The organism is Flexivirga sp. (assembly GCF_051955415.1).
Lineage (GTDB): Bacteria > Actinomycetota > Actinomycetes > Actinomycetales > Dermatophilaceae > Flexivirga.
The window spans coordinates 70,873-93,895 of sequence record NZ_JBQCGS010000048.1 but is presented as its reverse complement, the minus strand read 5'-3'; the positions used below and the strand labels follow the sequence as shown (position 1 = coordinate 93,895).

28 protein-coding genes are annotated in these 23,023 nt (G+C 67.8%); 12 read left to right on the top strand and 16 right to left on the bottom strand.

Annotation, left to right across the window (positions count from 1 at the left end):
* Positions 1-33 precede the first annotated feature (33 nt).
* The 5 genes from ACTHL4_RS08370 to ACTHL4_RS08350 are packed head-to-tail and all read right to left on the bottom strand — an operon-like array spanning position 34 to position 2,005.
* Complete coding sequence (locus tag ACTHL4_RS08370) at positions 34-513, bottom strand: pilus assembly protein TadG-related protein (RefSeq protein ID WP_440282290.1); 480 nt, start codon at positions 511-513, stop codon at positions 34-36.
* Positions 510-1,037: a pilus assembly protein gene (locus ACTHL4_RS08365; protein ID WP_440282289.1), complete on the bottom strand. Its 528-nt coding sequence runs from the start codon at positions 1,035-1,037 to the stop codon at positions 510-512. The genes ACTHL4_RS08370 and ACTHL4_RS08365 overlap by 4 nt, the downstream gene beginning before the upstream one ends.
* Positions 1,034-1,450, bottom strand: coding sequence for a TadE/TadG family type IV pilus assembly protein (locus ACTHL4_RS08360; RefSeq protein WP_440282288.1), 417 nt, complete (start codon positions 1,448-1,450; stop codon positions 1,034-1,036). The genes ACTHL4_RS08365 and ACTHL4_RS08360 overlap by 4 nt, the downstream gene beginning before the upstream one ends.
* A gap of 3 nt (positions 1,451-1,453) precedes the next feature.
* Positions 1,454-1,675, bottom strand: coding sequence for a hypothetical protein (locus ACTHL4_RS08355; RefSeq protein ID WP_440282287.1), 222 nt, complete (start codon positions 1,673-1,675; stop codon positions 1,454-1,456).
* Between the two features lie 36 nt (positions 1,676-1,711).
* Positions 1,712-2,005 (bottom strand): type II secretion system F family protein, encoded by a 294-nt coding sequence (locus tag ACTHL4_RS08350; protein WP_440282335.1) that lies wholly within the window; start codon positions 2,003-2,005, stop codon positions 1,712-1,714.
* On the opposite strand from ACTHL4_RS08350, the gene ACTHL4_RS08345 reads away from it, so the two are divergent.
* The 5 genes from ACTHL4_RS08345 to ACTHL4_RS08325 all read left to right on the top strand — a co-directional run bounded on the left by ACTHL4_RS08345 (position 1,930) and on the right by ACTHL4_RS08325 (position 5,796).
* Positions 1,930-3,546: a recombinase family protein gene (locus ACTHL4_RS08345; RefSeq protein WP_440282286.1), complete on the top strand. Its 1,617-nt coding sequence runs from the start codon at positions 1,930-1,932 to the stop codon at positions 3,544-3,546. The two genes, ACTHL4_RS08350 and ACTHL4_RS08345, sit on opposite strands and share 76 nt — an antisense overlap.
* A 48-nt stretch (positions 3,547-3,594) precedes the next feature.
* On the top strand, positions 3,595-3,882 hold the full coding sequence (locus ACTHL4_RS08340) for a hypothetical protein (protein ID WP_440282285.1): 288 nt from the start codon (positions 3,595-3,597) through the stop codon (positions 3,880-3,882).
* A complete protein-coding gene (locus ACTHL4_RS08335) occupies positions 3,879-4,454 on the top strand; it encodes a recombination directionality factor (protein ID WP_440282284.1) in 576 nt (191 codons plus the stop codon). The genes ACTHL4_RS08340 and ACTHL4_RS08335 overlap by 4 nt, the downstream gene beginning before the upstream one ends.
* A gap of 10 nt (positions 4,455-4,464) precedes the next feature.
* The gene (locus ACTHL4_RS08330) at positions 4,465-4,788 is read left to right on the top strand and encodes a hypothetical protein (protein WP_440282283.1); all 324 of its coding nucleotides are present in this window, start codon (positions 4,465-4,467) and stop codon (positions 4,786-4,788) included.
* Positions 4,789-5,214: 426 nt separating this feature from the next.
* The gene (locus tag ACTHL4_RS08325; protein ID WP_440282282.1) at positions 5,215-5,796 is read left to right on the top strand and encodes a hypothetical protein; all 582 of its coding nucleotides are present in this window, start codon (positions 5,215-5,217) and stop codon (positions 5,794-5,796) included.
* A 340-nt stretch (positions 5,797-6,136) separates the two neighbouring features.
* On the opposite strand, the gene ACTHL4_RS08320 is transcribed toward ACTHL4_RS08325, so the two are convergent.
* From ACTHL4_RS08320 to ACTHL4_RS08280, 9 genes are all read right to left on the bottom strand, one after another.
* Positions 6,137-7,999 (bottom strand): hypothetical protein, encoded by a 1,863-nt coding sequence (locus ACTHL4_RS08320; protein ID WP_440282281.1) that lies wholly within the window; start codon positions 7,997-7,999, stop codon positions 6,137-6,139.
* Positions 7,996-8,406 carry a hypothetical protein gene (locus ACTHL4_RS08315; protein ID WP_440282280.1) on the bottom strand — a complete coding sequence of 137 codons (411 nt, stop codon included), beginning with the start codon at positions 8,404-8,406 and terminating at the stop codon, positions 7,996-7,998. Before ACTHL4_RS08315 ends, ACTHL4_RS08320 begins: the two co-directional genes overlap by 4 nt.
* Positions 8,407-8,502: 96 nt before the next feature.
* Positions 8,503-9,843, bottom strand: coding sequence for a hypothetical protein (locus ACTHL4_RS08310; protein WP_440282279.1), 1,341 nt, complete (start codon positions 9,841-9,843; stop codon positions 8,503-8,505).
* A gap of 1 nt (position 9,844) precedes the next feature.
* Positions 9,845-10,018 (bottom strand): hypothetical protein, encoded by a 174-nt coding sequence (locus tag ACTHL4_RS08305; protein ID WP_440282278.1) that lies wholly within the window; start codon positions 10,016-10,018, stop codon positions 9,845-9,847.
* A gap of 1,046 nt (positions 10,019-11,064) precedes the next feature.
* Positions 11,065-11,910, bottom strand: coding sequence for a hypothetical protein (locus ACTHL4_RS08300; RefSeq protein ID WP_440282277.1), 846 nt, complete (start codon positions 11,908-11,910; stop codon positions 11,065-11,067).
* A gap of 286 nt (positions 11,911-12,196) precedes the next feature.
* Positions 12,197-12,421: a hypothetical protein gene (locus ACTHL4_RS08295; RefSeq protein WP_440282276.1), complete on the bottom strand. Its 225-nt coding sequence runs from the start codon at positions 12,419-12,421 to the stop codon at positions 12,197-12,199.
* A gap of 68 nt (positions 12,422-12,489) precedes the next feature.
* Positions 12,490-13,314: a type II secretion system F family protein gene (locus ACTHL4_RS08290; protein WP_440282275.1), complete on the bottom strand. Its 825-nt coding sequence runs from the start codon at positions 13,312-13,314 to the stop codon at positions 12,490-12,492.
* Positions 13,311-14,174 carry a type II secretion system F family protein gene (locus ACTHL4_RS08285; protein WP_440282274.1) on the bottom strand — a complete coding sequence of 288 codons (864 nt, stop codon included), beginning with the start codon at positions 14,172-14,174 and terminating at the stop codon, positions 13,311-13,313. The genes ACTHL4_RS08290 and ACTHL4_RS08285 overlap by 4 nt, the downstream gene beginning before the upstream one ends.
* The gene (locus ACTHL4_RS08280) at positions 14,171-14,524 is read right to left on the bottom strand and encodes a hypothetical protein (RefSeq protein ID WP_440282273.1); all 354 of its coding nucleotides are present in this window, start codon (positions 14,522-14,524) and stop codon (positions 14,171-14,173) included. The genes ACTHL4_RS08285 and ACTHL4_RS08280 overlap by 4 nt, the downstream gene beginning before the upstream one ends.
* A 266-nt stretch (positions 14,525-14,790) precedes the next feature.
* Here ACTHL4_RS08280 and ACTHL4_RS08275 point away from each other — a divergent pair, with 266 nt between their 5' ends.
* The 7 genes from ACTHL4_RS08275 to ACTHL4_RS08245 all read left to right on the top strand — a co-directional run bounded on the left by ACTHL4_RS08275 (position 14,791) and on the right by ACTHL4_RS08245 (position 19,630).
* The gene (locus tag ACTHL4_RS08275) at positions 14,791-15,060 is read left to right on the top strand and encodes a hypothetical protein (RefSeq protein ID WP_440282272.1); all 270 of its coding nucleotides are present in this window, start codon (positions 14,791-14,793) and stop codon (positions 15,058-15,060) included.
* Positions 15,057-15,377: a hypothetical protein gene (locus ACTHL4_RS08270; protein ID WP_440282271.1), complete on the top strand. Its 321-nt coding sequence runs from the start codon at positions 15,057-15,059 to the stop codon at positions 15,375-15,377. Before ACTHL4_RS08275 ends, ACTHL4_RS08270 begins: the two co-directional genes overlap by 4 nt.
* Before the next feature lie 262 nt (positions 15,378-15,639).
* On the top strand, positions 15,640-16,602 hold the full coding sequence (locus ACTHL4_RS08265; protein WP_440282270.1) for a hypothetical protein: 963 nt from the start codon (positions 15,640-15,642) through the stop codon (positions 16,600-16,602).
* Positions 16,583-16,819, top strand: a complete 237-nt coding sequence (locus ACTHL4_RS08260; RefSeq protein ID WP_440282269.1) for a hypothetical protein — start codon at positions 16,583-16,585, stop codon at positions 16,817-16,819. The genes ACTHL4_RS08265 and ACTHL4_RS08260 overlap by 20 nt, the downstream gene beginning before the upstream one ends.
* Complete coding sequence (locus ACTHL4_RS08255; protein WP_440282268.1) at positions 16,816-17,181, top strand: hypothetical protein; 366 nt, start codon at positions 16,816-16,818, stop codon at positions 17,179-17,181. Before ACTHL4_RS08260 ends, ACTHL4_RS08255 begins: the two co-directional genes overlap by 4 nt.
* Positions 17,178-18,614, top strand: a complete 1,437-nt coding sequence (locus tag ACTHL4_RS08250; protein WP_440282267.1) for a tyrosine-type recombinase/integrase — start codon at positions 17,178-17,180, stop codon at positions 18,612-18,614. The genes ACTHL4_RS08255 and ACTHL4_RS08250 overlap by 4 nt, the downstream gene beginning before the upstream one ends.
* 158 nt (positions 18,615-18,772) lie before the next feature.
* Positions 18,773-19,630 (top strand): hypothetical protein, encoded by an 858-nt coding sequence (locus ACTHL4_RS08245; protein WP_440282266.1) that lies wholly within the window; start codon positions 18,773-18,775, stop codon positions 19,628-19,630.
* 243 nt (positions 19,631-19,873) lie between these two features.
* Here the strand turns inward: ACTHL4_RS08245 and ACTHL4_RS08240 are convergent, their stop codons facing one another.
* Positions 19,874-22,003, bottom strand: coding sequence for a hypothetical protein (locus tag ACTHL4_RS08240; protein WP_440282265.1), 2,130 nt, complete (start codon positions 22,001-22,003; stop codon positions 19,874-19,876).
* Between the two features lie 430 nt (positions 22,004-22,433).
* Positions 22,434-22,619 (bottom strand): hypothetical protein, encoded by a 186-nt coding sequence (locus ACTHL4_RS08235; RefSeq protein WP_440282264.1) that lies wholly within the window; start codon positions 22,617-22,619, stop codon positions 22,434-22,436.
* Positions 22,620-23,023: the final 404 nt, after the last annotated feature.

The following is a 23,023-nucleotide window of genomic DNA, read 5'->3' as shown; positions in this document are numbered from 1 at the left end:
TCGAGGCCTCACCTCACACCGCTCTGATCATCTTCAGTCGACGTGCGCCCTGGCACGGGACTGCACGGTGATGTGCACGTCGCCGAACATGCCCGAAACCACACCACCGAGCAGCGGCGGATGCACCACGGCGGAAACACGCACCACCGCGGTACGGGCATTCTGCGCCCCCGTCCCGTCGGTGACCCGCCAGTCGGTGACATGGGCCGGCCGGTCCTGCCGCGTCAGTGTGCTGGCCGCCGTCTGCTGCACCGAACGGTCCGACAGGGTGAGCTGCGAGCCGAGTCCGCCCTTGTAGAGGCTGGCCTGGTCGGCGGCATCCGCCGCGTCGGCGGCAGCGGCATCGGTAGCGTCCATCACCTGCATCCGCGCCAGTTGTATGGCGGTGACGTCCACCCCGCCCACGATGAGCATCGCCAGGATGCCGAAGAGGCCGGCGATCAGCAGCACGACCCGGCCACCCTCGTCCGCACGCCTGGGCGCCCTGTCCCGCAGGGCCGCGGGCCATCTCATCGTGCCCCGTAGTGGCGGTAGTGGTCCACGACCTCGGCATGCCGGGAATGCACGTGGATGCTCGAGGGCACCACGCCGCGCAGGAAGTCCGGGATCAACGGCAAGTCGACGTCCAGGTCGGCCACTCCTTCGATGACGGAGTCCGGGCTGAGGCACGGCTGCCTGCTGCACCGCATGCGCACCGATCCCTCGCCGGTGAATCCCTGATCCGCGAAGGACATCGCCGCGGCGGCCTCCGACCGCCGGGCGCCGGCCGCGTCGCTGTCGGCCGTCACGAACATCCGGGACGACTCGCGGGCGGCGGCCGCGACGGCATACGTGCCGGCCTGGAGCCGGGCCAGGGTGATCACCAGGTAGAACACCGGCAGCGTCAGCAGCAACCCGACGACGATGAACTCGATCAGGGCGCTCCCCCGCTCGTCCCCGCCGACCAGCCGGCATCGGAGACGGCGCGCGAGCGCCGTGTCCCGCAGTCCCGGTCGCGGCGAGTGCCCTGCCGGTGGCCGGTATGCCGGCATCCTCATGGCTGTGCCTCGGCATATGCGCGGCCGGAGACGGTCAGCGACTGCGACGGTCCGAAGGGGCCGACGATCGGCAGGGGCGCGCGCACGGTCACCTTCACCACTTGCGCGCCGCCCTCGGTCACCGTCGCGGCGGTGACATTGTCGGCATACCGGTCGGCCAGACTTGCCCGGATCAGTTCGGCGGCGCGTTGTGCGCCCATCGCCGGCTTCGCGTCGGCGCGCGCTCCCAGGCGCGCACCCTCCGTGGCGTTCTCGATCAGCGTGTTCCGCACATAGAGCGAGAAACCAACCTGGAACGCAGCCAGGAAGAACAGCACCACGAGGGCGCCGACGAGCGCGAACTCTGCTGTGGCCGAACCGCTCTCGGTGCCTTGCCGGAGACGGTGCGCGACGCGCGGGCGGGTGGCCCGCACGACCTACTTCTTCCCGGTGACGCCGTTGACGGCGCTGCTGAACAGCGTGGTGAGTGCGTCCTGCGCCGTCGCCCAGAGCACGGTGACCAGGCCGGCGGTCATGATGGTGATGAGCACCCAGCCCGGGACGTCACCGCGTTCGCGTTCAGCGGCGTCGCCGATGCGTTCGTGCAGCGCATGTGCCGCACGTATGGTCCGTGACTGCATCTTCGCGATGACGGTCATGTTTCCTCCTGGGGGTGAATCGTGTTCTGTGACGGGTCAAATGGACATGTTGAGCACGCCGAGGCCGGGGAAAATGGCGAACAGGACGGTGACCGGCAGGACGAGGAAGACGACCGGGACCATCATCATGAGTTCGCGACGGCCACCGAGCTCGATCAGTTGTTGCTTGCTGGAGTCGCGGGCGTCCTGCGCCTGCGCCCGCATCACGTCGGCGAGTGGGGTGCCACGCTCGACTGAACGTGTAGCTTGCTCACATGGAACAGCGAGAGCAGGCGGTAACGCTCGCGAGACAGTCGAAGGCGCGCAACGACGGCAGCGAGGCGAGCACAGAGACGCAGCAGGCGAAGTGCCACGAACTCGCCCGCCTTAGAGGATGGGACGTAGTCGCCGACTTCGCGGACATTGGCGCCAGCGGCTACCAAGACAAGGTGAGTCGCCCTGGACTCGACGCCGCGCTCGCCGCTATCCGGCGAGGCGAAGCGTCGCGGCTGATCGTTTACAAGCTCGACCGCCTCACGCGGAAGGGCGTCATCGAAGCGCACAAATACATGGGCGAGATCATCGCTGCCGGCGGCGAACTCGTCTCGGTGCAAGAGCAGTTCCTCGACACGTCAACGCCGATCGGCCGGGGCATCTTCGGCCTCATCGCGGCCCTCGCCGAGCAAGAGTCGGCGAACATATCGGCACGGAGTAGCGGCGCGAAGGCGACTCTTCGCCGAGCGGGATCCGCATCGGGCGGGCCGGTCGTGTTCGGCATGGAGTCCTACAGCGAGCGAGTTGGAAGTCTCAGCGTCCGAAGGCTGCGCCCCCATCCTGCCGACGGCCCGGTCCTTCTAGACGTCGTCGAGCGCGTGCTCGCGGGTGAGTCGGTGCGCTCACTCGTTGCCGACTTGAACTCTCGCGGCATCCGGACTCGACGCGGCGCAGAGTGGGCGCCGTCGACGCTGACGCGCGTGCTCCGCTCCCCCGCAATCGGCGGTTACATGCCGAAGTGGCGACAAGAAAAGTCGGCGCCACACATCCGCGATGGCCGGGTCGAGATCGAGCGCGATGAGGAGACCCGCGAGCTAGTCCAACCCTGGGAGGGCGTCGTCGACGGCGCGACGTTCGCGCGGCTGCAGGACGCCTTAGATGCCCGTGCGCTGCCTCGCGGTCTCGCGAAGAAGGCTTCGCTTTTCGGTGGCTTTTTGTTGGTGTGCGGGCACTGTGGCGGGCCGATGCAAGCCGAGCGGCGCGACTCCTCCCCCGGCGGCGGTTCGTACCGCTGCAGCAAGCATCGGCGGAAGTCGTCGAGCTGCGACGGAACGACCGTTGCGCTCCACTACACGGATACCTATGTCGCCGACGTGGTGCTCCGTCGTCTGCCTCTCCTCGATCCAAAGGACGAAGCAGACGCGGCGCTGCTCCTCGAAGCGACGAAGCGTTACGCCGGGCGGCTGACCGTCGACGGCGGGCGCGGTCCGGAGCTGCGAGCCCTCATCGCGGACGGCGAGCGGGCGCTAGAGCAACTCGACGACGACCGAACCGCAGGGGTATTCGAGGGCGAGAGCGGAACGGAGCGCTACAGGCGGCAGGCGCGGGCGATCTCCGAACGTGTTGCTACGGCGCGCGCCGAGCTGGCGGAGATTGAGGCCGCAGACGCCCCGCTCATTCCGTGGCTCGAACCCGAGATCCTCGGTGAGGATCCTCTCGAAGAGGGGGGCTACTGGCAATCGCTCAGCATCGAAGACCAACGCGGGATGCTCGCTCTGTTCCTCGATCGCGTGCGAGTCATACCGACAGAGTCACAGCTCGGGCACGGCGGTAACGCCACATGGCGGGGACGCGAGCGCCTCGCGCTCGAATGGGCTGGCGAGGACGCCGCCAACTAACAAGAACTTCGGCGGGGAGGTCTCGCCGTAATCAAGAAGGAGAACATCATGCGAATCAACACCCTTACGACCGAAATCACCTCTGCGCGCGAGCTGCGAGACAGTAAGCCGACCTACATCGACGGCTTTCAGGTCGGCGATCACGTCCTCGTGCTTCGGGAGCCGGGCGCAGATGGTCCTGGTGTCGGCTATGTCGATGCAGCCGTAACGGTCGGGCGGCACGGCGTCGCCATGCGTGACGAGGAGGGCGGCGCGGTGCTCGTCGACTTCGGTGACGAACTGTTCCAGTACCTCAGCGTCGAATGCCTTGCCCTCCTAGAGCCGGTCGAGCTGTGAGGTTCGCGAACGACGTCGTCGGCCGCTTCCGGTCCGGCCATCAGATCTCCGGTAAGCCGATCTCGCTTTCGGAGTGGCGCGTCACCACGGGCGACCCCGAGGTCGCCGACAAGGTGCAGTCACTCATGGGCGGCGACGAGCCGCAGGAGTGGGAGACCAAGGGCGACGACAACGTCGAGGTCTTCACGACGAGCGGCTCGGTCGACATCATCCTCGACGACCCCGAGAAGGCGCTCGACGCCCACTTCTACATCTGGCCGCGCGGCCATGGTGAGGCGCTGCCATTCGACCCTCGCGAGTTCACGAGCGGAGCAGAGCACGATGGCGCGCGGGAGATGCTGCCGCTGATGAGACTTTGGTTTCGGCTCGCTAACGACCCGACTCTCGGAGCCTTCGAATTCAGAACGGCCGCATGGTCGTTCGCGACGCAAGTCTCTAGTCTCCGCGAAGAGCTGCAGCAGTACGACGGCCCCGTCGCCGCGTCGCTGACGTTGGAGCCGGTCGATTTCGAGAGCGGCGGCAAGACCATCCGCTTCACGAAGCCGGTCGTCAAGATCAAGCGCGGGGTCTAGCCTGCTCGACATGTCCATCCCTTCCGAGTTCGCACCACTACGCGACGTGTGCGTAGTCATCGAAGAGTCGCCCGAACTGTTCGAGCAGGCACCGTCGGAGTACGCGGCGGCCTACTTACTCGCCGAAGCCGTCGGCGATGACCAGTTCGACTACCACTTCCTCTACAGGCCGGGTCTGTCGGCGGGCGAGCGGGAGGCAGTCGCGGAGGACGTCACGCGCCGAATCGACGGCTTTCGTGCGGCCGGACCGGAGGGGCCTTACGTGTGGCAACGCGGCGAACGAACTCCGGGTTACTACGTATGGGTGAACCTGACGTTCGTCGAGGGACTTTAAGCAAGCATGGCGACCCCATCAGAGTTCCAGTGGCTTGTAAGTGCCGGGATCAACGTCACAGAGTTCCACGAAGTTGCCGAGCAAGGTCCCTCAGAGTTCACAGCCGCGTACATCGTCGCGGAGAAGAAGCCGGGCGGTTACTCATACGGCCTCGCATACCGGCCAGGGCTCTCCGCGGAGCAACGGGCCGCTCTATCGGAAGAGTTTCGAGTGCGGATCCTGAGCCTTGTTAACGATGGTCCCGACGGACCATTTGCGTGGAGCACAGGCACGGCAGTCCCCGGCTACTACGTGTGGATCGCACTGCACGACCTAGACCCCACGTTGTAGCACAGGGCCGAGCGTCGCCGTGTAGATCATCGGTGGCTATTCCGGCATCTATGAGTATCTAATGCAGTCCGACGCCGCAGGCAGTAACGTTCGACCATGCACGACAGCTTCGATTGGGCGACGTTCGCCTTCACTGCATTTGGAGCGCTGGGTACGGTCGCGGCGCTGATTGTCGCGATCGTCGTCGGTAGTCGGCAGCTCGGGCAGTTTCGGACCGATCAAAAACAGCGTGACCTAGATCAAAAGCAGCGTGACAACGACGCGCGTCGTCAGCAAGCGAGGTGTGTTAGCGCGATTCTTCGAGTAGCAGGTGAGGCGTCGGCGCATAACCACTACCAGCTCGGCCCGAAAAGCTTGCCAGCTGCGGAGCGCCTCTTACCGAGCTACCCGACCACCTGCGAGGTGATGAATGCATCGCCGTGGCCGATATATGAAGCTGCGGTACAACTGCATGGGGCGTCGCGGGTATGGCTTGTCGGCTTTGTCCCAGGGGGCGAGAATGGACATGCGCATGTAGCGGCGCAGACCGACCGCAAGCTGGACGGATGCGCCGCGCCTCATCTCTACTTTCGAGATGCTGCAGGTGTTTGGTGGACCAGAACCGACGAGGGTGACCTATTCGAGGTGGAAGGTAGGCCCTTCCACGAAGTCAGCAGCGTCGATGAAGGCAACCCTTGAGCACGCGAGTGTGAGGCAGCTCTCTCGGGCAGAACGGGCAACTTTTGCGGGCACACTTTTAGTTTCCCGCCCCCGAGCAGTTCTTCTCTCTTCCCTCAAATCGTGAAGATAGAGAGAGCCCGCAAAAACTGCCCGAACTGCCCGAAACGGGCCTTCAGCGGCCGTAATCGGCGTCGTTCTGCGGTTTCGCGTCGGGCAGTTTGCGTTTTGAAACTGCCCGAAGTTGCCCGAAACTGCCCGACTCGGGCAGTTTCAGAATCAAAACTGCCCGACACCGACGGCCACCGGGACGACGAAACGCCCCGCTCCTCGACGTGAGGGGCGGGGCGTTCAGTCAGTGCTAAGCCGCGAGGGCGTACTCGTCGCCGGTCCAGCGAAGCTCGATCACGCGGCGACTCTCAGCGCCGACGCGCGCCTCGGGATTGACCAGGACGCCAGCGGCGGCCAGGGGCACAGTGTGCTGCAGTAGCTGTCCCTTGATCGCGTTCCGCCCGACCGGCTTGTTACCGGAGTGGTCGCCGAGTAGCAGCAGGATCGCCGCGTGTAGCTCGGTCGGCGTGCCGCGCCATCCTTCGGCGAACGTCACGCCCGGCATGGTCTCAACCGCACCGTCGACAGCGAGGGACCAGGGGCAGTGTCCGCCCCTCTTGCCCGCGGGCTGGCGCCCGTCGTTTTGCCGGTACTGCAGGACGGCCGTCTTCGCCAGGCGGATAACGGCCTGCATCCACACGTCCTCTTCGGCGGTGCCCGCGAGAGTGCGGCGGTGCCGGTCGAGGTAGGCGCGGGCGTGATCTCCGCCGCGCTCGGCGTCGAGGGCATGCAGGATCGTCGTGTAGTCGGCCATGCGCGGCAACTCGTCGAGGGAGACGGTCTGCCGGTGCTTCAGCACGGCGGCGAGGTCGTCCAGTAGCGCGCCGAGGATCCGCGGCTGGGCAGCGGTGAACGCCTGCCAGATGGCGAGTTCCGTGCGGCGGTGTGCCTCGTCGGGGCGGGTGAAGTCGACCACGAGGAGCCGCTCGACGGCGTCGGACTGCAGACCATGAGGCAGCAGGATCGACGTCGCGATCGCGGCGCGCTTGTAGGTCATCGCGTACGTCTGCCCTTGTGCGTAGAGAAGACGCTCCTCGTCGGTTACGCCGGTCACGATGCGGCATATGTGGTCCGACGTGGCGGCCGACACGGTGCCGACGTTGTCCCACGTCGGGATATGCCGGCCTGCGGCGACTGTGGAGTCGTCGCGGGCGTTTTTGCCGAGGGTGCCGCCGAGGGCGGGCGCGGGGTCGACGAGTGATAGCACCATGCGCGCGCGGGTCGACTTACCGGAGCCTTGAAGCCCTGTACACCACAGCATCGGCCGGGCGATGTCGGCGAACCATGACGCGACGAGCCATCCCCATAAGCACCGGAAGATCTCGCCCTCGACGTCGAGTGAGAGCAGCTCGGCGAACTCGGCGCGGGCATCGCCGGCCGTGTGGATCGGCGACGGCAGGGGGTAACTCGCGCGCGTTCGGCGGAAGGTCGTAGGCACGGTGTCGAGCTGCCAGCCGTCGCGGGTGACGCGGACGGTCGTAGCGCCCTCGGTGCCGAGGTCGATGTGCAGCTCGTCGCCGCGCTCGGCGACGCGGAGGGCTACGCGAGTCTTCGGCGCACGCTCGGCGCGGCCGGTGAGGATCCCGAACGCCGTCGCGATCGTCGAGGTACTCGGCGTCTTGCCCAGCTCCTCGAAGATCTCGGCTTGCATCCGGTGTTTCAGCGTTGGCAGGCCGACGGCGATCCGTGGACCTGTGCGCGGGACGGCGATCGGCTGCCCGTCATCGTCGGTCGCCAGCTCGAAGCGTTCCTCGACGAAGCCGACCACCTCGGCCGCGCCGAAACCCTTACCAGGCTTGTCGTCGGTGTCTTCGGCCTTCTCGGCGCTGTTCGTCGGAGCTGTATCGACCGGGCACTCTCGCTCGATCGCGTGCGCCAGGCGACCCGCGAGCGGATCCTCGTCGGGCAGCGAGTCGAGGACGTCCGGCCGTGGTTCGACCTCTGCGCCCGTTCGCTCAGTCGCGGCAGCGCACGCAGCAACGTACTCATCACGAGTCATGGTCGCGTGCCAACCAAACAGGTGCGCGACGATCAGCGCGTCACGGTCGGCAAAGGGGCGCGCGTCGACATAGACCGCGATGCGATCGTCGGGGCATCGGTCCTGCGCGCTCACTTCGCCTCGCCGTCGACCGCCGGGAGCTGGACGTCAGGAGCGCCGAGAGCCGAGATCGGGATATATCGCTTCGGCTGCTTGCCGCTCTTCAGCGGCGCTCGCGTCCAATCGCGTTCCCACACGCGGAGATTACGAATATCGGGCGGCAGTGTCAGGAGGTAACCCTCGGCGCGGTGGTCGAGGTAAGGCAAGAGTGGTTCACCGACGACGCCGAGGCCGTGCATGCGGCCGGCTGCGGTGAATGTGGCTCGGTGGCCGTCATAGATCGATATCGCGAGTATCTCGACCTGGACGAATTCGTCGGCGCGTTCTTGTGTGTTCATTGTGCTTCGTTCTTTCCATTCGGGGTTGGTTAGATGCCGGATCTCGCTCCGGCGGGCGGTTGCTAGGTGGACACCTGTCGGCAAGCCCCCTATGGCTCTAGACCGCTAAGCGCGGCGCCGGCTGTTCCCATGACCAAACGGCCGGCATCCCGAAGGGCACCGGCCGCGTGGCTTGATGGGTTAGCGGGTGTACGTGAGGCGAAGCTGTGGCCGGGCGGCTGCTGTCGAGTAGCTCGCGCCGGCAACGTTGATGTGAGTGTTCGGGAACAGCCAGTCAGGCGACGCGATCCATACGCCGGTCTGTGAGGTGGTGATCCATGACGTCGGGATCTGCACCCAGCGACCTTGACCTCGGCCGGTGAAGTCGTGCTTCACGATGTCCGCGGATGCGCCTGGCGGTGCCTTCGTAGTCGGCAACGTCGAACCTGTCCACGGGCGCACTTCAACCTGCCCCGTTGTCTCCTCCGCCCACGTCATCTGAAGGAAGACCTCGGCCCTCGTCACGGTCGCGCCAGATAGCGCCGCGGCGATCGTCTTGGACTCGCCATTCACGCCCGAGCCGTTGAACACAATCGCGCCGTGCGAGCCGGCGCCGCCTTGCAGGATCAGACCGCCAGGGGCTGGGCGAGTGCCGGTGCCTGTGTCGTAGCGGGTGCCGTTAGATAGCCAGGTGCGCGAGTCGGAAGCGGCCCACGTCGTGACGTATTGCTGCACAGATGCGCCGTCAGGCGGCCCGGCCGGTAGCTGCTCCACGACGGGCCCGGCGTCCTCGACGTAGATAAGCCAGTCGTTCGAGCTGTACTTCGACGGCGTCACCTTCGTGCCCGCAGCTGCGTAAATCGCAAGGGCGATCTTCACGCGCCAGACCGTCGAAGGATCGCCCGCAATCGGGAACACCGCAGTTGGTAGACAGCTAACGCCGGTCGCGCCGGACGCCGGAGCGCGAAACGAGCTGTCGAAGAGGAAGCCGTCGGCCGACGTCCCCGTCGGGTCGGCGGGTTCGGTGCCGTCGGGCGTCCCTTGCCAGTACCCACGCACGGAGGCGGAGAGCTGGGCGGGTGTGCCGTCGGCGGCCGGGTTCACACGGCAAGAGGCGTGGATCCGGTAGGTGCGACCCGCGGGTAGTGAGCACTCGAACTGTCCGAGAAGATGTGTCGTGCCAGACCCGCCGCCGTAGAACGTCGACGTCATGGTCGGCAGGCCGCGGAAGTCGTAGACGCCGAGAGAGCCGCGCGGCCAGTTGTCGAGGATGGCGGGCCCGGCTGTCGGATCAATGGCCGTGCCGAGCATCGGCAGACCGCAGACGACCGGGTCGGATCCGATCGCCAATGACGCGGCGGACAGGTCGCCGGCCGTCGAGATCGCGGCGGTTGTATTGCCGTCCTTGTCAGTAAACGCGAGGGCGTCGTCGGCACCTGGGACGCCGAGGGAGACAGCCACGCGGCGCCCGGTAGTCAGTGCTTCTAGCTTGCGCTCTAGCGCGACGATGCGCGCGAGCGCGTTGGTCTCTTTGCTTGTCATCTCAGGCACTGGCGGCCTTTCGTCGTGTGATTGCCGCACGGCGCCTCGGGGAAACGCCGGCAGGCTTCAGGAATGGGAAGACATCGGCCGCCTGGGCGATGGTCAGCTCGACGTCCGCGCGATGACCACAGGTGCAAATGCTCGGCACGATCACCGCGTCGAAGACGCGCGTCACCAGCGGCTCAGCGCGTGGGCGGTACAGGTGGGCGCTGCATCGGCGGTCCCTACTCATCCACGCCCGGCCAGCTCGCGCCGGATCTCTTCGGCCCGGGCGCTGCCGTCCTCGACCGGCGAACGCCCTGCAGCGTGCGGACGTGTGACGCGCGTGCCTTCGTGCCGAGTGCGGTACTCGGCGGAGCGCCGGGCGGCATCGGTGGCGGCCTGGAGGTCTGCTCGAAAGCCGGACGTCACGAAGGCCGGCGCTCCGGCATCGCAGAGGCGGACAAACGGTCGACACTCGTCGTTGTCATACGGGACAGGGCGATATCCGCGCTCGGCGTCGCGGCGTTGGCGTCGGCGCTCGGCGGATCCTCTGCCGCGAGGGCTGCGCGTCGGCGTGGTGGTCATGTTGTCCTCTCGTGGGGCATGCAGAGCCCTGGTATTTGGCGGAGTCCCGCCGGATTTGGCGGAAATTTGGTCGGAGGGGGCGAACGGCCTCGCTGTGCCCTCGTGGCGCGTCCGGCCGGCGCGGGTCCCACTCCCTCCCCTTCGACAACCTCCCGCCCGTTCGCGACAACGACGCCCCCGATCGTGCGGCGATGCCTGCCAGGCCGCGAGCGGCGCTCCTGTGGCTGTGCTCGTGTCGGGTCGATGTGTCGCAAGCTCGTTCATGCGTCATGTCGTAAGGAGTTGCACGACCTCACTCGATGTTGCTCAGTCGCTCCGCGACTCAACGCGCCGTTGCCGTGCTCGGTCGCGCCAGGAACCAGCAGCTCAGGCGCGATCGCGAGGTAGACAGCGCGCCCAGCTCGACGAGCAGCGCACGTCAAAGACCGAGGAGCTGCGCCTCGCACGCGAGAGCACCAGCGCGCAATCGGAGAGTACGATCGAGAGCGGCGTCACGCCGTCGCACGACACAACAAACGGCCGAGGCTGCCGACTGAAGTAGTCGACGGCCTCGGCCGTGCGAGTGGTGGTGCAGGGGCGACGGGCGGAGCCCGAGGACAGGCGAGGCGGGTGTGCCGGCGGACCGGCCTAGAGCCTTCAGCTAGTAGGCGGGGGCTACCGCTGCAGCCGGAGGGTCATGCTCGGGAGCCGCCCGCCGGCGATCGTGAGGAGCGCCAGCGACGGGACACCCCCGCCGATGAACGCGGCGAGCGTCTGCCGGTCGGCGTTCGCTGTCTCGGCGTCGGTGTCGTGCGCGACGACCTCGTTCAGCGGATGGCTGTTCGAGTCGCGGCGTAGTGCCAACGTAGCGAGGGCGCCGAGTGCATCGATCGCGGCGAAGGCTGCGTCGGCATGCCCTCGGGTCGCTCGTGAGGCTGTGCCGAGCGGGCCGGCTTCAGCCCATGACGCGTGCCGCCCCGGCTGCGAGAAAGCAAGCATTGTTGGCGGCTTGCTGTCCCACGGGTCGGGCAGTCGAGCCGCGGCATCCGCGAGCGCTGCGGCCGCTGCGGCGAAGGGCTTGTCGAGCTGTTCGGCGACCTCGTCGGCTGCATCGAAGATTGCGGACGCCTCCATGCTGCGGAGCGCGTCGTCGACGACCGTCAGGCGGGCGTCCGTTGCTGCCAGGCGCTCGGCTGCCTCCTGGGCGAGTGTCGCGGCGTCGTCGCCGGTCTTCAGACGACGTGCGATGTCCCATGCGATATCGATGTCGCGGGGGAGCTGGGCGACACCTCGCCGCCACGCTGCACGAAGGTTAAGGGACTGAGGCACTTCGATGCCTGCGAGCGCGGCAGCTTGCGGCATCCATGCGGCGACGATGCGGGCGTGCGATTCGGTCGACGAGATCGACGAAGCGCTACGCGGCAGGATCGGCGAGTAGTGCTCATCGCGGCCAGCATCGGACACGCCGAGAACAGTGTCGGCGATCTCCGGTGCGTCGGCGCTAAGGGCGGTCGTGCTCATGGGGACTCGATTTCTGCAGCCGCGACGCTGCAGGTGTGCGAACTAGATGAACCCTGCCCGACGGTCGCGGACGCCGGGCAGGGGTGCAAGAGGAGACGACCGCCGAAGCTCGCAGAAGGAGATAGAGCGAGCCTCGACGGTCGTCTGGTTGCCGGCGCGCTTCCTAGTCTTCTGTCTAAGACCTACGCCAGCGGTCCGCGCTCGACGCCGATCGGCGGAGCAGCGGGGCCGACACTCTGGCCGCCCTGCTCGATGGCCTGGGCGCGGTGTCGGCGGTCTTGGTGGGTCAGCTCGTGTGCTCGGCGCGGAGCCTCACCAGCTCGGCAAGATCAGCACCGATGCGCGCATGACGCGAACGCGAGCGGCACGACACCGAGCAGAACTTCGAGTCAGCGCGGGCCGTCACCTTGATCGAGCCATGGCAGTGCGCGCATGAGCGCGGCGGGTGAATCTTGATGATCGACAGTCCTTTCGATTGCCGCAGTCGACCGGAAGCGGTGAGGATGCTCACGGGCGGTATCGCGCGGTCCCTTAGGAGACACCGCTAAGGGCAGTCGATCTGCTCACGCGTGCGGGCGGCTATAGAAGACACCTGTCGGCGGAGCCCATTTGCTCGCGCCAGGTCCATATACTGAGACGATACTGGTGTGAGCTAGCAACGCGTTCGACAGCGATGACGACTCCGTCGACGAACCGGGCGAGGCTGGGTATGCCGGTGCGATCGGCTAGGCCCTGCAGTGCCTCCGGCAGTGACGAGCCCGAGCGCGCGTCGACCAGACACCGGGCCAGTTCACCGGACAGTTCGCCGGTCGAGAGGTTGGCAACCCGCTCCAGGGCGGCCGCGGCACCCTCACCGGCGGTCACGGCGAGCGCCAGCATCTCGGCGACAGCCGGGAATTCGGCCAGGATCTGCTGCTCGCGGCGCTCGGCGGCCCGGGACAGCATCTGGTCACGCAGGACGACTCCGGCCGCGAACGCGATCAGCAGGACGAGGATCGCCTTCACCGGCGATCCGTCGCCGCCGACGAATGTCAACGAGACGTAGCACCCACCCACGACCATGGCCACGATGCCCCAGAGCGCTTGCTGTGCACGGAAGCCTTCGAGGTCCGACGGCTGTCCGGCACGCTCGAGCCGGGTGCGAACCGAGGTCGCGCCTCCGAGGACCTGGTCGACGAGCTGGCCGACCCGACGCAGCAGCGGTGCCAGAACATGGTTGACATCCAGCCGGTCGGTCGGTGCGGACAGCAGCCGCGACGGCATCGGGGTGTCCCGAACGTAGGGCGCGATCCGGGAGTTGAGGTCAGGCTTGCGATGCATCGGCAGCCCGGCATACAGCAGCACGATGCCGACGCCCGCCACCAGGCCGAGGAGGGCGCCGAACCACGTGTAGGTCGCGATCATCGCAACACCCGCGCTTCGACCGGGAGCCGACCGATGCGGCGCATCACCCGGTACGCCACGAACGTCACTGCAGTGCCGATGACGAGCACGAGCACCCCGCCCGGCTCGCGGTATGCCGCCAGCGAGTTCCCGCGAGTCGCCAGCATCGCCAGCACGATCCACGGTGCAGCGACGGCGAGTCGTGCCGCATTGACAGTCCATGACTGCCGCGCTTCCAGCTCGGCGCGGGTGCGCGCATCGTCGCGCAGGAACGTGGACAACGTGCGCAGCAGCTTCCCGAGGTCCGTGCCGCCCACCTCGCGAGCGATGCGCAGCGACTCGACCAGACGATCCGCGACCGGGTCACTCAAGCGTGCCTTCAACGCGTCCAGGCACTCGTGGAAGCGTCCGGTGGCGCGGTAGTCGTGGGCGAACTCGGCGAACGCCGGACGCAACTCCTCCGGGCCACGAATCGCCAGCTGGGACAAGGATTCCGGCAGGGCGAGGCCGGCCCGCACCGCCGACGCGATGTGATCGACGACGTCCGGCCACAGGTCACGCAGTTGGTTGCGCCGGCGTCGGGCCTTGCCACGGACGAAGGCGATCGGACCGTATGCCGCGATGGCCGCGAACGCGACGGCGATCGCCGGGACGGCGGTCGCGGCCATCACGATCAGCAGCACGACCACACCGAGGCAGCCGGACAGCCATGACAATCGAGCCAGGGTCAGGCCGCTCAGCCCGGACTGCACCACCTCGTCGCTCAGTTGCTCACGCAGAGTGGCTCGTGACCGCACCTTCGGTGTCGCCTCGCGGGGCCAGCACGACCACCAGATGCACAGCAGTCCGGCGCCGAACATCAGCGGGAGGATGGTGTTCATCGCTCCGCCAGCAGCTCGGCGACGTTGTAGCCGGCCCGCTCGAATTGCTCCTCGTGCGTGGGGAATCCGCTCCCTCGCACCAGCCGTCCGTCGCGCTGCACGAAGATGTCGGCGAGTTCGACGACATCGCCCTCGACCCGTCCCGGCACTGCGACGATCTCGCGGACTCGGCGGGTCCCGTCGCGGTCCAGCGCGATCTGCACGACCAGGTCGATCGATGCGGCCACGGTCGGCACCACGAAGGTCGAGCTGACGTTGGGGCCCGCGAGCAGCGGCAGCGTGCACATCTTGACGATGGCTTCGCGGGCCGAGTTCGCGTGCAGCGTCGCCATACCGGGCAGTCCGGCCATCGTGATCGTGCACTCAATTTGTGAGGGCGGCCCGGCGGCGAGTTGGCGCTCCCGTGACGGGCCTCGGATCAACCGCTTGACGAAGGAGCGGGACCGTGAGCACGACTCTACCAACGACCTCCGTGTGCGACGAGGAGCACCAACGGTCTTCTGTTGTCAGCAAAGTTGCGGACGGACACGAGTATGCCGACGACCGCGATCAACAACTTTGCGCCGCAGATCATCCCCACGGCACATCTGCTCAGCTCGATCGAGGAGCCGCAGCAGTGAGCGGGCAGCCGGCCTGCTGGCCGACGTCGGAGCAGAAGAGGCACGCCGCCTGGTGCCCGCGGGATGAGCGGGACGCCTTCGAGGAGCTGGACCGCGCGTTGGCGGTGGTACGCACCTACTCGCACTCAATCGCCACCGAGGTATGTCGTCCGCACCCGGACACGGCCGCGATCGCCGACTGGCGGCGCGCCAGCGACATCGCGTCGGCCGAGGTCGCCCGTCTGTTAGCCGAGACCTCCGCATGGCTTGCGGAGCGCGGGTTGTGAAAAACGTTATGCGGCAGTTCGCGGTGCGCTGGCACCGCGAACGACGCGAGGTGCCGATGACAGAAGGCCAGCGCACCGAGGTGCTCCCGACGATTGTCATGAGCCCTGAGGTGATCGATCCGGCGACGCACCCGCGTTGCTACGGCCCGAATTTCCCGACCCCGCACGCAGAGCAGCGGGCGCTGCGCGCGCAGGCCCGAACCGGTTGGTTCGACGCGTGGGCATTCGCGCTGCTGTTGCTCTGCATCGCAGTGATTCCCACATTGTGGCTCTTGGACGCTGCCGGCCGGTTAAGCACGCATTGGGCGGGCCAATGAGCGCCGCGCTCGACGTCGGATGCGCGTTCGGCGAAATGGTGATCTCCGCGATTTCCGGGTGCCCCGCGCTGCGGGAAACACTCGACGCTCCAGCACACCACGACACCACGCGGCACACCGCGCCACCCCGCGCACGCGACTGGCGCCAGCGGCGATGAACGCCGCTCGGCCGCGCCGGGCATCAGGTTGGCAATTTGAGACGCGCCCCGGCGCGTATTCGAGCCTGCCCGCTTGGCTCGGCGCCACACACTGGCTCGCGTCCTTGGAGGACGCACTGACGAGCTCGACCGGGGCCGGCGTGCTCGCGGCCGCGCACATCCGCGCCGTGACGGTGCTCGCGGTCGCCCGCGTTGATGCACGCTCAGCCGACCGGCGCACCGGCCGCAACCTGTCGAGCGCACACGCCACGGTCGCCGCGGCCGTTGGTCGCTCGGTCTCCACCGTGCGGCGTGCACGCTCTGTCATAGCCGAACTCGGATATGCCGTCACGATCACCCGCGGCCGCTACCTGACCGCTGCCGAACGGGCCGCTTCTCGTGCGGTGCAGGGCGCCGCGCAGATCCGGGCCGCGTCGCTGCGGGCACTCACCCTTCCCCGGGAAGCGTTCAACACCCGCCCGGGTCGTGAGCACCTACCCCGTAGGGGTCGCCCTACGGGAGATCTCACCTCATCCATTGCCTTACCAACGCGCACGGCCGCGCGCGGCCGGAACTCGACCACAACCAGACACAAACCGCGCCGACGACCACACCGCGCAGCGGCACCGCGGCCGCGGGGCGTCCAGCGCATGGCGGCCCGGGTCGCGGCCCGGCAGCCGTGGCTGGCACGCGGGCACATCGGCCGGCTGTGCGACGCCTTGACTCGCCTTGACCTCGACCCGGCGTGGACCGCCCGCGACCTCATCGACGCGCTCGACCAGCACAACCGCGCACGCGGAATGTACGCGCTGCCCGCTAACTCACAACGAAACCCGTTGGCGTTGTTCATCACTCAGGTACGGAGCGCCACCGCCAACCGTGAACCGCCCGCCATACAACGCGCAACGCGACTGGCCACACAACGCATCGCGCAGCGCCAACGAGACACCCGCAGAGCCATTGACGCGGCAGCGGCCACCCCTCCAAACGCGGCATACCGCGCCGCGCGAAAAGCGCTTGGCTCGCGCCCGCGGCACCGAGCAACCCCACAACGAAAGGACAACAGCCATGACACCCACACTCGATGAGGACCGGCCGACCTGGCGCAAACCGTGCGAGCGTTGCGGCCCACCGGTGGAGCGGTGGCGTGGTCAAGGCGAAGTGGACTGCCCGCGGCGCGGCGCGTCATACGACGCCGGTGGTCAACGCCTGCGCGACGACTGGCGCGAAAACCTAGCGTCGTCGGACAACGAGCTTGACGAGCTCGAAGGATTCGAACTCCGGCAACTACGGGCCGAGCAATGACCTACCAGACGCCGCCGGCGACGCGGGAATGCCCACCGTGGTGCCAGCTGGAGCCCGGGCACACCTGGGACCAGGCGGCCGCCGGCGGCCTACTCCGCAGCCACGACACGACCCGGAGCGTACCGGGTGCGGCCGCCGTCGAGCTACGCATCGTCGTGGACGAGACCGCAGCCGCCGACGATGACGACGAGGACCAGGCGGCCGGCCCGTCCGCGTGGTCCAACCCGGCGGTGTGGGTCGAAATCCGCGACCCGCTGTTTCCCGCAGAGCTGACCATCGACCAGGCGCGACTACTGGCCCATGCATTGCTCGCGGCCGCCAAATACGCCGACACCCTCACCCAGAAAGAGACCTGCCCATGAGCACGATTACCCCCGACACCTTTGCCGCGTGGCTGACCGAGCACGGTTACGCCGACAACACCGTCCGACGTGCCCGCGGTGTCGCGGCACGGTTTCTGGCCGACTTCCCCGAGACCTCGATGCTGACGCCGGAAACGATCGGGAAATGGTTGGCCCGCCGGGCCGGTTCGGACGCTGCGCTCTCCCGGCAGCGTCGCGAGCTGACCCGGTTGCGTGAGTGCGCCCTCGACGTGCTGCCCGCCGATGAGGCGGCCCAGCTGATCCGGGCACGTGACGAGCTCACGGCCACTCTCGACCAGTTCGCCGCGTGGCTCACTGATCGCGGCATGGCTGCGGTCACGGTCAAGCACGCGCGCAACATCGCGCGCGCGTTCATCACCGATCACCCTGCCTGGCAAGAGGTCTCAGACAACGACGTCACCGACTGGGTCAACGGCCGCACCGGCAACCGCAGCACCCGCAGCGCCTACCGTGGCGCGATCCGCAGCCTCTATCGGTGGGCCGCGACCCGCGGTGACGACACAACCGCGCGCGTTCCGCGGCTGGGCGGTCCGGGCACGGGCGCCCGACGCAATGGTGTCAAGATCGGCCGGCACATGGCCGACGTGCCCGCCGTGTGGGACCGCTACCTCGAGGGATGGGTTAACTGGCTGGCCGCCGGCAACCGGTCTGAGCAGTCGATCTACCTGCGCGAGTACCAGGTGCGCCGGTTCGCCTCGGAGAATCCGTTGCTGTACCCGATGCGCGTCACTGTCGATGACCTGTCCGCGTGGATGGCCGGCCAACTGTGGGGGCACACCACCCGACACAGCTTCCGAGCCGGCTTATGCTCGTTCTACGGGTGGGCACACAAGTCTGGGCACATCGACCGTGACCCGGCCGCGATCCTTCCGAAAGTCATGCAACCGCGCAGCGTCGCACGCCCCGCACCCGATCCGGTCATCCGTGGGGCGCTGGAGCGCGCAGACGGGCCGACTGGGATGATGATCCGGCTCGGCGCGTTCCTCGGTCTACGCCGCGGCGAGATATCCCGCGTGCACGCCGACGACCTGAGCATCGATGACGCCGGCCGGGCCACACTACGCGTGACCGGAAAGGGCGGCCATGAGCGCCGACTACCCGTCGCCGGCGACCTGGCCGACGACCTACGCAGGTTCGTCCAGGACAACCCCGGCGCGTACCTGTTCCCCGGCGACGACGACGGCCATCTGACCCCGCATCACGTCGGGAAATGCCTGTCCCGGGCGCTCGGTCCCGGCTGCACCGGTCACCAGTTGCGGCATCGGTTCGCCACCGCGGCCTACGCACCGTCCCGGGACATGTTCACCGTGCAAACCCTGCTGGGACACTCTTCACCGGTGACCACCCGCGGCTACGTACAACTACCCGACGACGCACTCCGCGATGCGGTCGCCGGCGCCGAACTGCGCTGAGTCTCGGCGCGCACTCCGCTGGGGCGCGTGCGTCGGCATCCGCGACGCCGTGGGCCTGATGCCGATTGAGGCTGCACTTCCCGCGGGGTGGGGTGACGTGCCGAAATCATCCCCAGCGCGCCCAGCGCGAACACGACGCCGATGACACAATCGCGCCTATGCCCCGCTCTCAATCGCAACCGGATGAGGAAGCTGATGCAATACCGGAAACCGGGCATATGGCGGCCGCGAGACCTGGGGCAAGCTCGGCCGTTCAGGCGTTGGGCCTCGGCGCTGCAGGCGGTGGCATTCTCGCGGCAGCAGTGGCGCAGCACCAGGCCGGCCTGAGATCCAAACTCGGGGCTGGCGCTGTGGCCGCGGGGCTTGGCAAGCTCGTCATCGAGCAGCCATCGCTGAAGTCGTCGTTGATCAGTAAGGCGGGCATCGACGCGTTGGGGGCGACAGCCGCGAGACCTGGGGCAAGCTCGGCCGTTCAGGCGTTGGGCCTCGGCGCTGCAGGCGGTGGCATTCTCGCGGCAGCAGTGGCGCAGCACCAGGCCGGCCTGAGATCCAAACTCGGGGCTGGCGTACTCGGGACCGCGGCCGGACAATCGTGGATTGGCGCACAACTGGCCGCCAACGGGCTCAACTTCTCCCGCGTGCCATTGCCCGCGTATCGAACGGCAGTGGGCGAACTCTTCAACGTTCCCGATCACGCCTCCTGGAGCATCCCGTTTGTGCCATCCGACGACGATGGTGCGTACGGCGCCATTGTCGCAGCGGCTCCTGAGATCGCTGCCGCTATCGATGATGCAGCTAGTCGGGTCGCTACGCCATTTTGGTCCCGTCGAGCAGTAAGAAACTCAATCGCCAACCTCGTCTTCATTCTCGTGGTTTCGCTGTATGCGGGCTTGGGCCTGCTCCCTGCGCCGTGGGGTGTGATTGCTTCTGGTCTGCTAAGCGCGTCAGGCGTGACACCGCGGGAGGCGCGCCGGTTCGTGCGTGACGATGAGGCAAGCGTTTCAGAAGGCTCATGACGATGTCCCGCGACCTGGCCCATTGCTTGTTTTAGGCGTGGTCACTGAAGGTGGCATTTCCGAGTATCACGGTCACGCGGGCTCGGGATATATCGGCCGCTTTGGCGACGGCTGCGCACGATAGTCCGTCGCGGTCGATGGCTTCGACGATGGCTGAATCCCGTTGCTGCCGAATTAGGTCCGCAGCGTCTCGGGCCTCTCGCGCGCGGGCTGCAAGCACGGCAATACCCGTGAGAATCTCGCTCATAGTGCGCCTCGCCGTTGTGCGGCGAGCAACGCCCGACTGTCCTGACGGCTCAGTGCGACGCCTCGCGGAATAGTAGGTCTACTGCTGCGCGGTCTCCTGCCTAGCTCGGCGGTCAGCTGGTCTTCGCGCGCGTGCAGCTGTTGGATCACCGGCCGCAGCACGTCACGCGCGGCCGGACCCCACGCGTCGAGCTCGCGGCACCGGTCCGGCCATCCGGACGCCTGTAGCGTGCCGCCCGGGTACGTCGTCATCCACACCCCGGCCGGCGCCATACGGTCCAGCACGCGACCCAGGAACCCCTCGGACGGTTCGATGGGTAGCGGCGTGTACGCCACCAGCGGCGCCGGTAGGCCCGCTGTGAGCTCGTCCAGCGGTCGCGGTGTAGTCGTCCCGTCCCGCAGCCGCCAGAGCTGCTCCAGCCGCCGCACGCTCTCGCGCAGGCGGTCGAGCTCGTACCCCAACTGAGCCCTGCGCGCCTTCCCGGCCGCTACCGCGTACGCCTGGCGCTGGCGCTGCTCGGCTGCGGCTTGTTTGCGGGCCGCGACCTGTTCGGCCTTGACAGCCGCCGCGTGCGCCTGTCGTGCCCGGTGCGCGTCCGCGACTGCCGCAGCCAGTATGCCGGCGCGCGTCAGCCACGGTCGAGCACGCTCGGTCTGCTCGTCCAGCCCCGCGCGCGTGGTGACCTGCCCGGCTGACTTGGCGAGCTTGCGCAAATCCTTGCGCAGCGCAGTCGCTTGGATCTTCTGCTCGGTTGTCGCGCCGTGTGCGGTCAACCTGCGGCCGTCGATCTCGGCGGCCGCGTGCTGGCATCGGGCGACGAGCTCGGCGCCCTGGTGCTCGATCTCGTCGGTAGCTCGGGCGCGTGCGGCCCGGGCCGTGGCGAGGGTGCGCGCTTGCGCGGCGGCCGCCTCGTCGGCGGCTTGCACGGCCCGGGATACATGGTCGCCGTGGGCGAACCCGGCGGCCTGGGCGGCGGTGACCCATCGAGTTAACCGGTCGCGCCATGACGGGTGTGTCTGGCCAGGGATCGAGTCGCACACTGTCAACACCGCGGTGAGCACGGTCGCGATCGCGGCCACGGCCGGTGTGCCCTCCGGTTGCAGCGCGTGGCATGCGCGCACCAGCGGCTCTAGTACCCGAGGACCGGGGATGAAGGGGCGAGCCTGCGCGGTCAGGGCCGCCTCCAGGTAGTTGCGCAGGGTCGCGACCGTCTCCGGGTCCGGTTCGTCCGCGACCGGTAGCCCCGTCAGTGGGAGCCGGTGGCGCGGATCGAGCCGACCGGGCGCCGTCGCGATCCGGTCGAGCGTCTCGGCGTCCAGGTCGCTGGTTGCACCAGTGTCCAGGACCAGACACCGCCGACGGATGGTGTCTTTCAACCCGAGAACCGCCCGAGTGCGCTCAATCCCAGCCAGCGATATATCAGGGTTGCCGGCGAGCACCGGCACCGGCGAGATCTCGACCCGCAACCCCTCGTAGGTCGTGGCGCCGCTGGTGCTCAGCGCGGACCCGCGCAGGTCCTTGCGTGCTTCGGCGCTGATCTCGGCGAACTCGTCGAAGCACGCCACCGGGTATGTCGTCCAAGCGGCCGGTGTGAACGTCCACTCTGGCCGACCGTCGTCGCTGCGTTGCTGGTTCAGGCGGCCGGTCGGTCGGTCAGTCAGTTTCGGGGTGTCGATCAGGATCACGTCCGGGTCGAGGCCGAACAGCGCCGCGAGTAGACGTACGGTGCTGCTCTTGCCGGTCGCGGTGTCACCAACCAGGGCGAACCCGAGCCGGGGCGCGTCACCGGTGACCGGGCGCGCAATAACCGCGAACACGATCAGTTGCACCATCGCGGCCAGCCGGGCCGGCCACCCGGTCAGTATCTCGTCCAGGACGTCGCCGGCGCACGCGGCCGGCAGCGGCCGGAATCGCGCCCATCCGGCATCGGTCAAGGTCAGCACCGACCCGCCGCGCCCCGAGACCGTCGCAAGTTTGCGCTCGACGAGCAGCCTCACCGCGTTGGCGGACTGGTTGCCGTCGAGGCCCTCGCCGGTCTGGAGATCACGCTTCGGCGCCGTGCCGGCGAGGGCCGCGAGGCGGCGCCCATACGCGTCGGCGTCACTCTCGGCGCGGTGCTTGGTCATCGGGGCAGCTCCTTGCCAACGTGTTCGGCCGGTCGCGGGTGCGGCCGGTTACCGGGGTGAACGGGTGGATCGAATACCGCCGGCTGGGCCGGCTCGGCCAGGACGAGACCGCCGGCTAGCACTTTCGAGCGAAGATTCATGATTCCTGCAACCTCTCCGCGTGTCCTGACCTGCGGAAACGTCGAATCCGGGTCGAGCTGGCCCGGTGAAGAATCACGGTTCGAAACCAAAGGATCACGCCTTTCCGGCGAAGAATCATGGTCAACTTCGGAAGGTTCGACGCGCCGCGCGAAGCTGTTGGCGCACGCTTTGGGTTGTAACGCTGCTTGGTCTTGCGCACGACGCCGGTGCGCTGCAGGCAGCACAACAGCCGCCCGCGATCGCCGGCGAGAATGCGTCTTGCTCGTCACCGTTCTCACCCGCTCTGGCTTCATCGCGGCGCATCCGGTGTCGTCGCGTACGCGGGCCGGGTGAATCCGTTCGCGACCAGCAGCACGGCACCCGGGCTGATCGTGCATGGGTCCTGGCCGGGCACCAGCTCGATGCCGGCCGCGGCGACGCACACCGCACCCAGCCGCGAGCAATCCAGCGACCGCCACCAGCCCAGGAACCGCATCAGTCACGGCACCCGCACACCCAACGACCACAGCCCGCGCCGCCACACAGTCCAGCCACCCGTTACGGAGTGCCGAGTAGTGACCTCGCCCGAGCTGCGATCGCGCCCGATTGCCCCGCGTCAGGTCCAAAGTTGTCCACCTGGCGTCCGGGTACCGGTCAAGTCGCACCCATTGGGCGCCGTGCGGGTCGGCCTCAATGCCCCGCTCGGCATCGACCGCGACCACAACGTGATTCACCGGCGAGTGCGTCACCCACTGGATCGCCCGAGACACCCACGGCGGCGGCGTGCGCACGCACCCCAGCTGTCCCGGTGTCGGGCCGTGTAGCGGCTCGGCAGGCAGCTCAGCGCCGGCACGAGCTCGCGCCCGGATCTCGCGTTGTTCGACACACTCCGTGCAGCTG

Excerpts from the sequence above, each read along its gene's own strand:
- ACTHL4_RS08370 (WP_440282290.1), bottom strand. The coding sequence starts at position 513 with ATGAGATGGCCCGCGGCCCTGCGGGACAGGGCGCCCAGGCGTGCGGAC.
- ACTHL4_RS08365 (WP_440282289.1), bottom strand. The coding sequence starts at position 1,037 with ATGAGGATGCCGGCATACCGGCCACCGGCAGGGCACTCGCCGCGACCG.
- ACTHL4_RS08355 (WP_440282287.1), bottom strand. The coding sequence starts at position 1,675 with ATGACCGTCATCGCGAAGATGCAGTCACGGACCATACGTGCGGCACAT.
- ACTHL4_RS08345 (WP_440282286.1), top strand. The coding sequence starts at position 1,930 with ATGGAACAGCGAGAGCAGGCGGTAACGCTCGCGAGACAGTCGAAGGCG.
- ACTHL4_RS08340 (WP_440282285.1), top strand. The coding sequence starts at position 3,595 with ATGCGAATCAACACCCTTACGACCGAAATCACCTCTGCGCGCGAGCTG.
- ACTHL4_RS08330 (WP_440282283.1), top strand. The coding sequence starts at position 4,465 with ATGTCCATCCCTTCCGAGTTCGCACCACTACGCGACGTGTGCGTAGTC.
- ACTHL4_RS08325 (WP_440282282.1), top strand. The coding sequence starts at position 5,215 with ATGCACGACAGCTTCGATTGGGCGACGTTCGCCTTCACTGCATTTGGA.
- ACTHL4_RS08310 (WP_440282279.1), bottom strand. The coding sequence starts at position 9,843 with ATGACAAGCAAAGAGACCAACGCGCTCGCGCGCATCGTCGCGCTAGAG.
- ACTHL4_RS08300 (WP_440282277.1), bottom strand. The coding sequence starts at position 11,910 with ATGAGCACGACCGCCCTTAGCGCCGACGCACCGGAGATCGCCGACACT.
- ACTHL4_RS08290 (WP_440282275.1), bottom strand. The coding sequence starts at position 13,314 with ATGATCGCGACCTACACGTGGTTCGGCGCCCTCCTCGGCCTGGTGGCG.
- ACTHL4_RS08285 (WP_440282274.1), bottom strand. The coding sequence starts at position 14,174 with ATGAACACCATCCTCCCGCTGATGTTCGGCGCCGGACTGCTGTGCATC.
- ACTHL4_RS08280 (WP_440282273.1), bottom strand. The coding sequence starts at position 14,524 with ATGGCCGGACTGCCCGGTATGGCGACGCTGCACGCGAACTCGGCCCGC.
- ACTHL4_RS08260 (WP_440282269.1), top strand. The coding sequence starts at position 16,583 with ATGACACCCACACTCGATGAGGACCGGCCGACCTGGCGCAAACCGTGC.
- ACTHL4_RS08255 (WP_440282268.1), top strand. The coding sequence starts at position 16,816 with ATGACCTACCAGACGCCGCCGGCGACGCGGGAATGCCCACCGTGGTGC.
- ACTHL4_RS08250 (WP_440282267.1), top strand. The coding sequence starts at position 17,178 with ATGAGCACGATTACCCCCGACACCTTTGCCGCGTGGCTGACCGAGCAC.
- ACTHL4_RS08245 (WP_440282266.1), top strand. The coding sequence starts at position 18,773 with ATGCCCCGCTCTCAATCGCAACCGGATGAGGAAGCTGATGCAATACCG.
- ACTHL4_RS08240 (WP_440282265.1), bottom strand. The coding sequence starts at position 22,003 with ATGACCAAGCACCGCGCCGAGAGTGACGCCGACGCGTATGGGCGCCGC.
- ACTHL4_RS08235 (WP_440282264.1), bottom strand. The coding sequence starts at position 22,619 with ATGCGGTTCCTGGGCTGGTGGCGGTCGCTGGATTGCTCGCGGCTGGGT.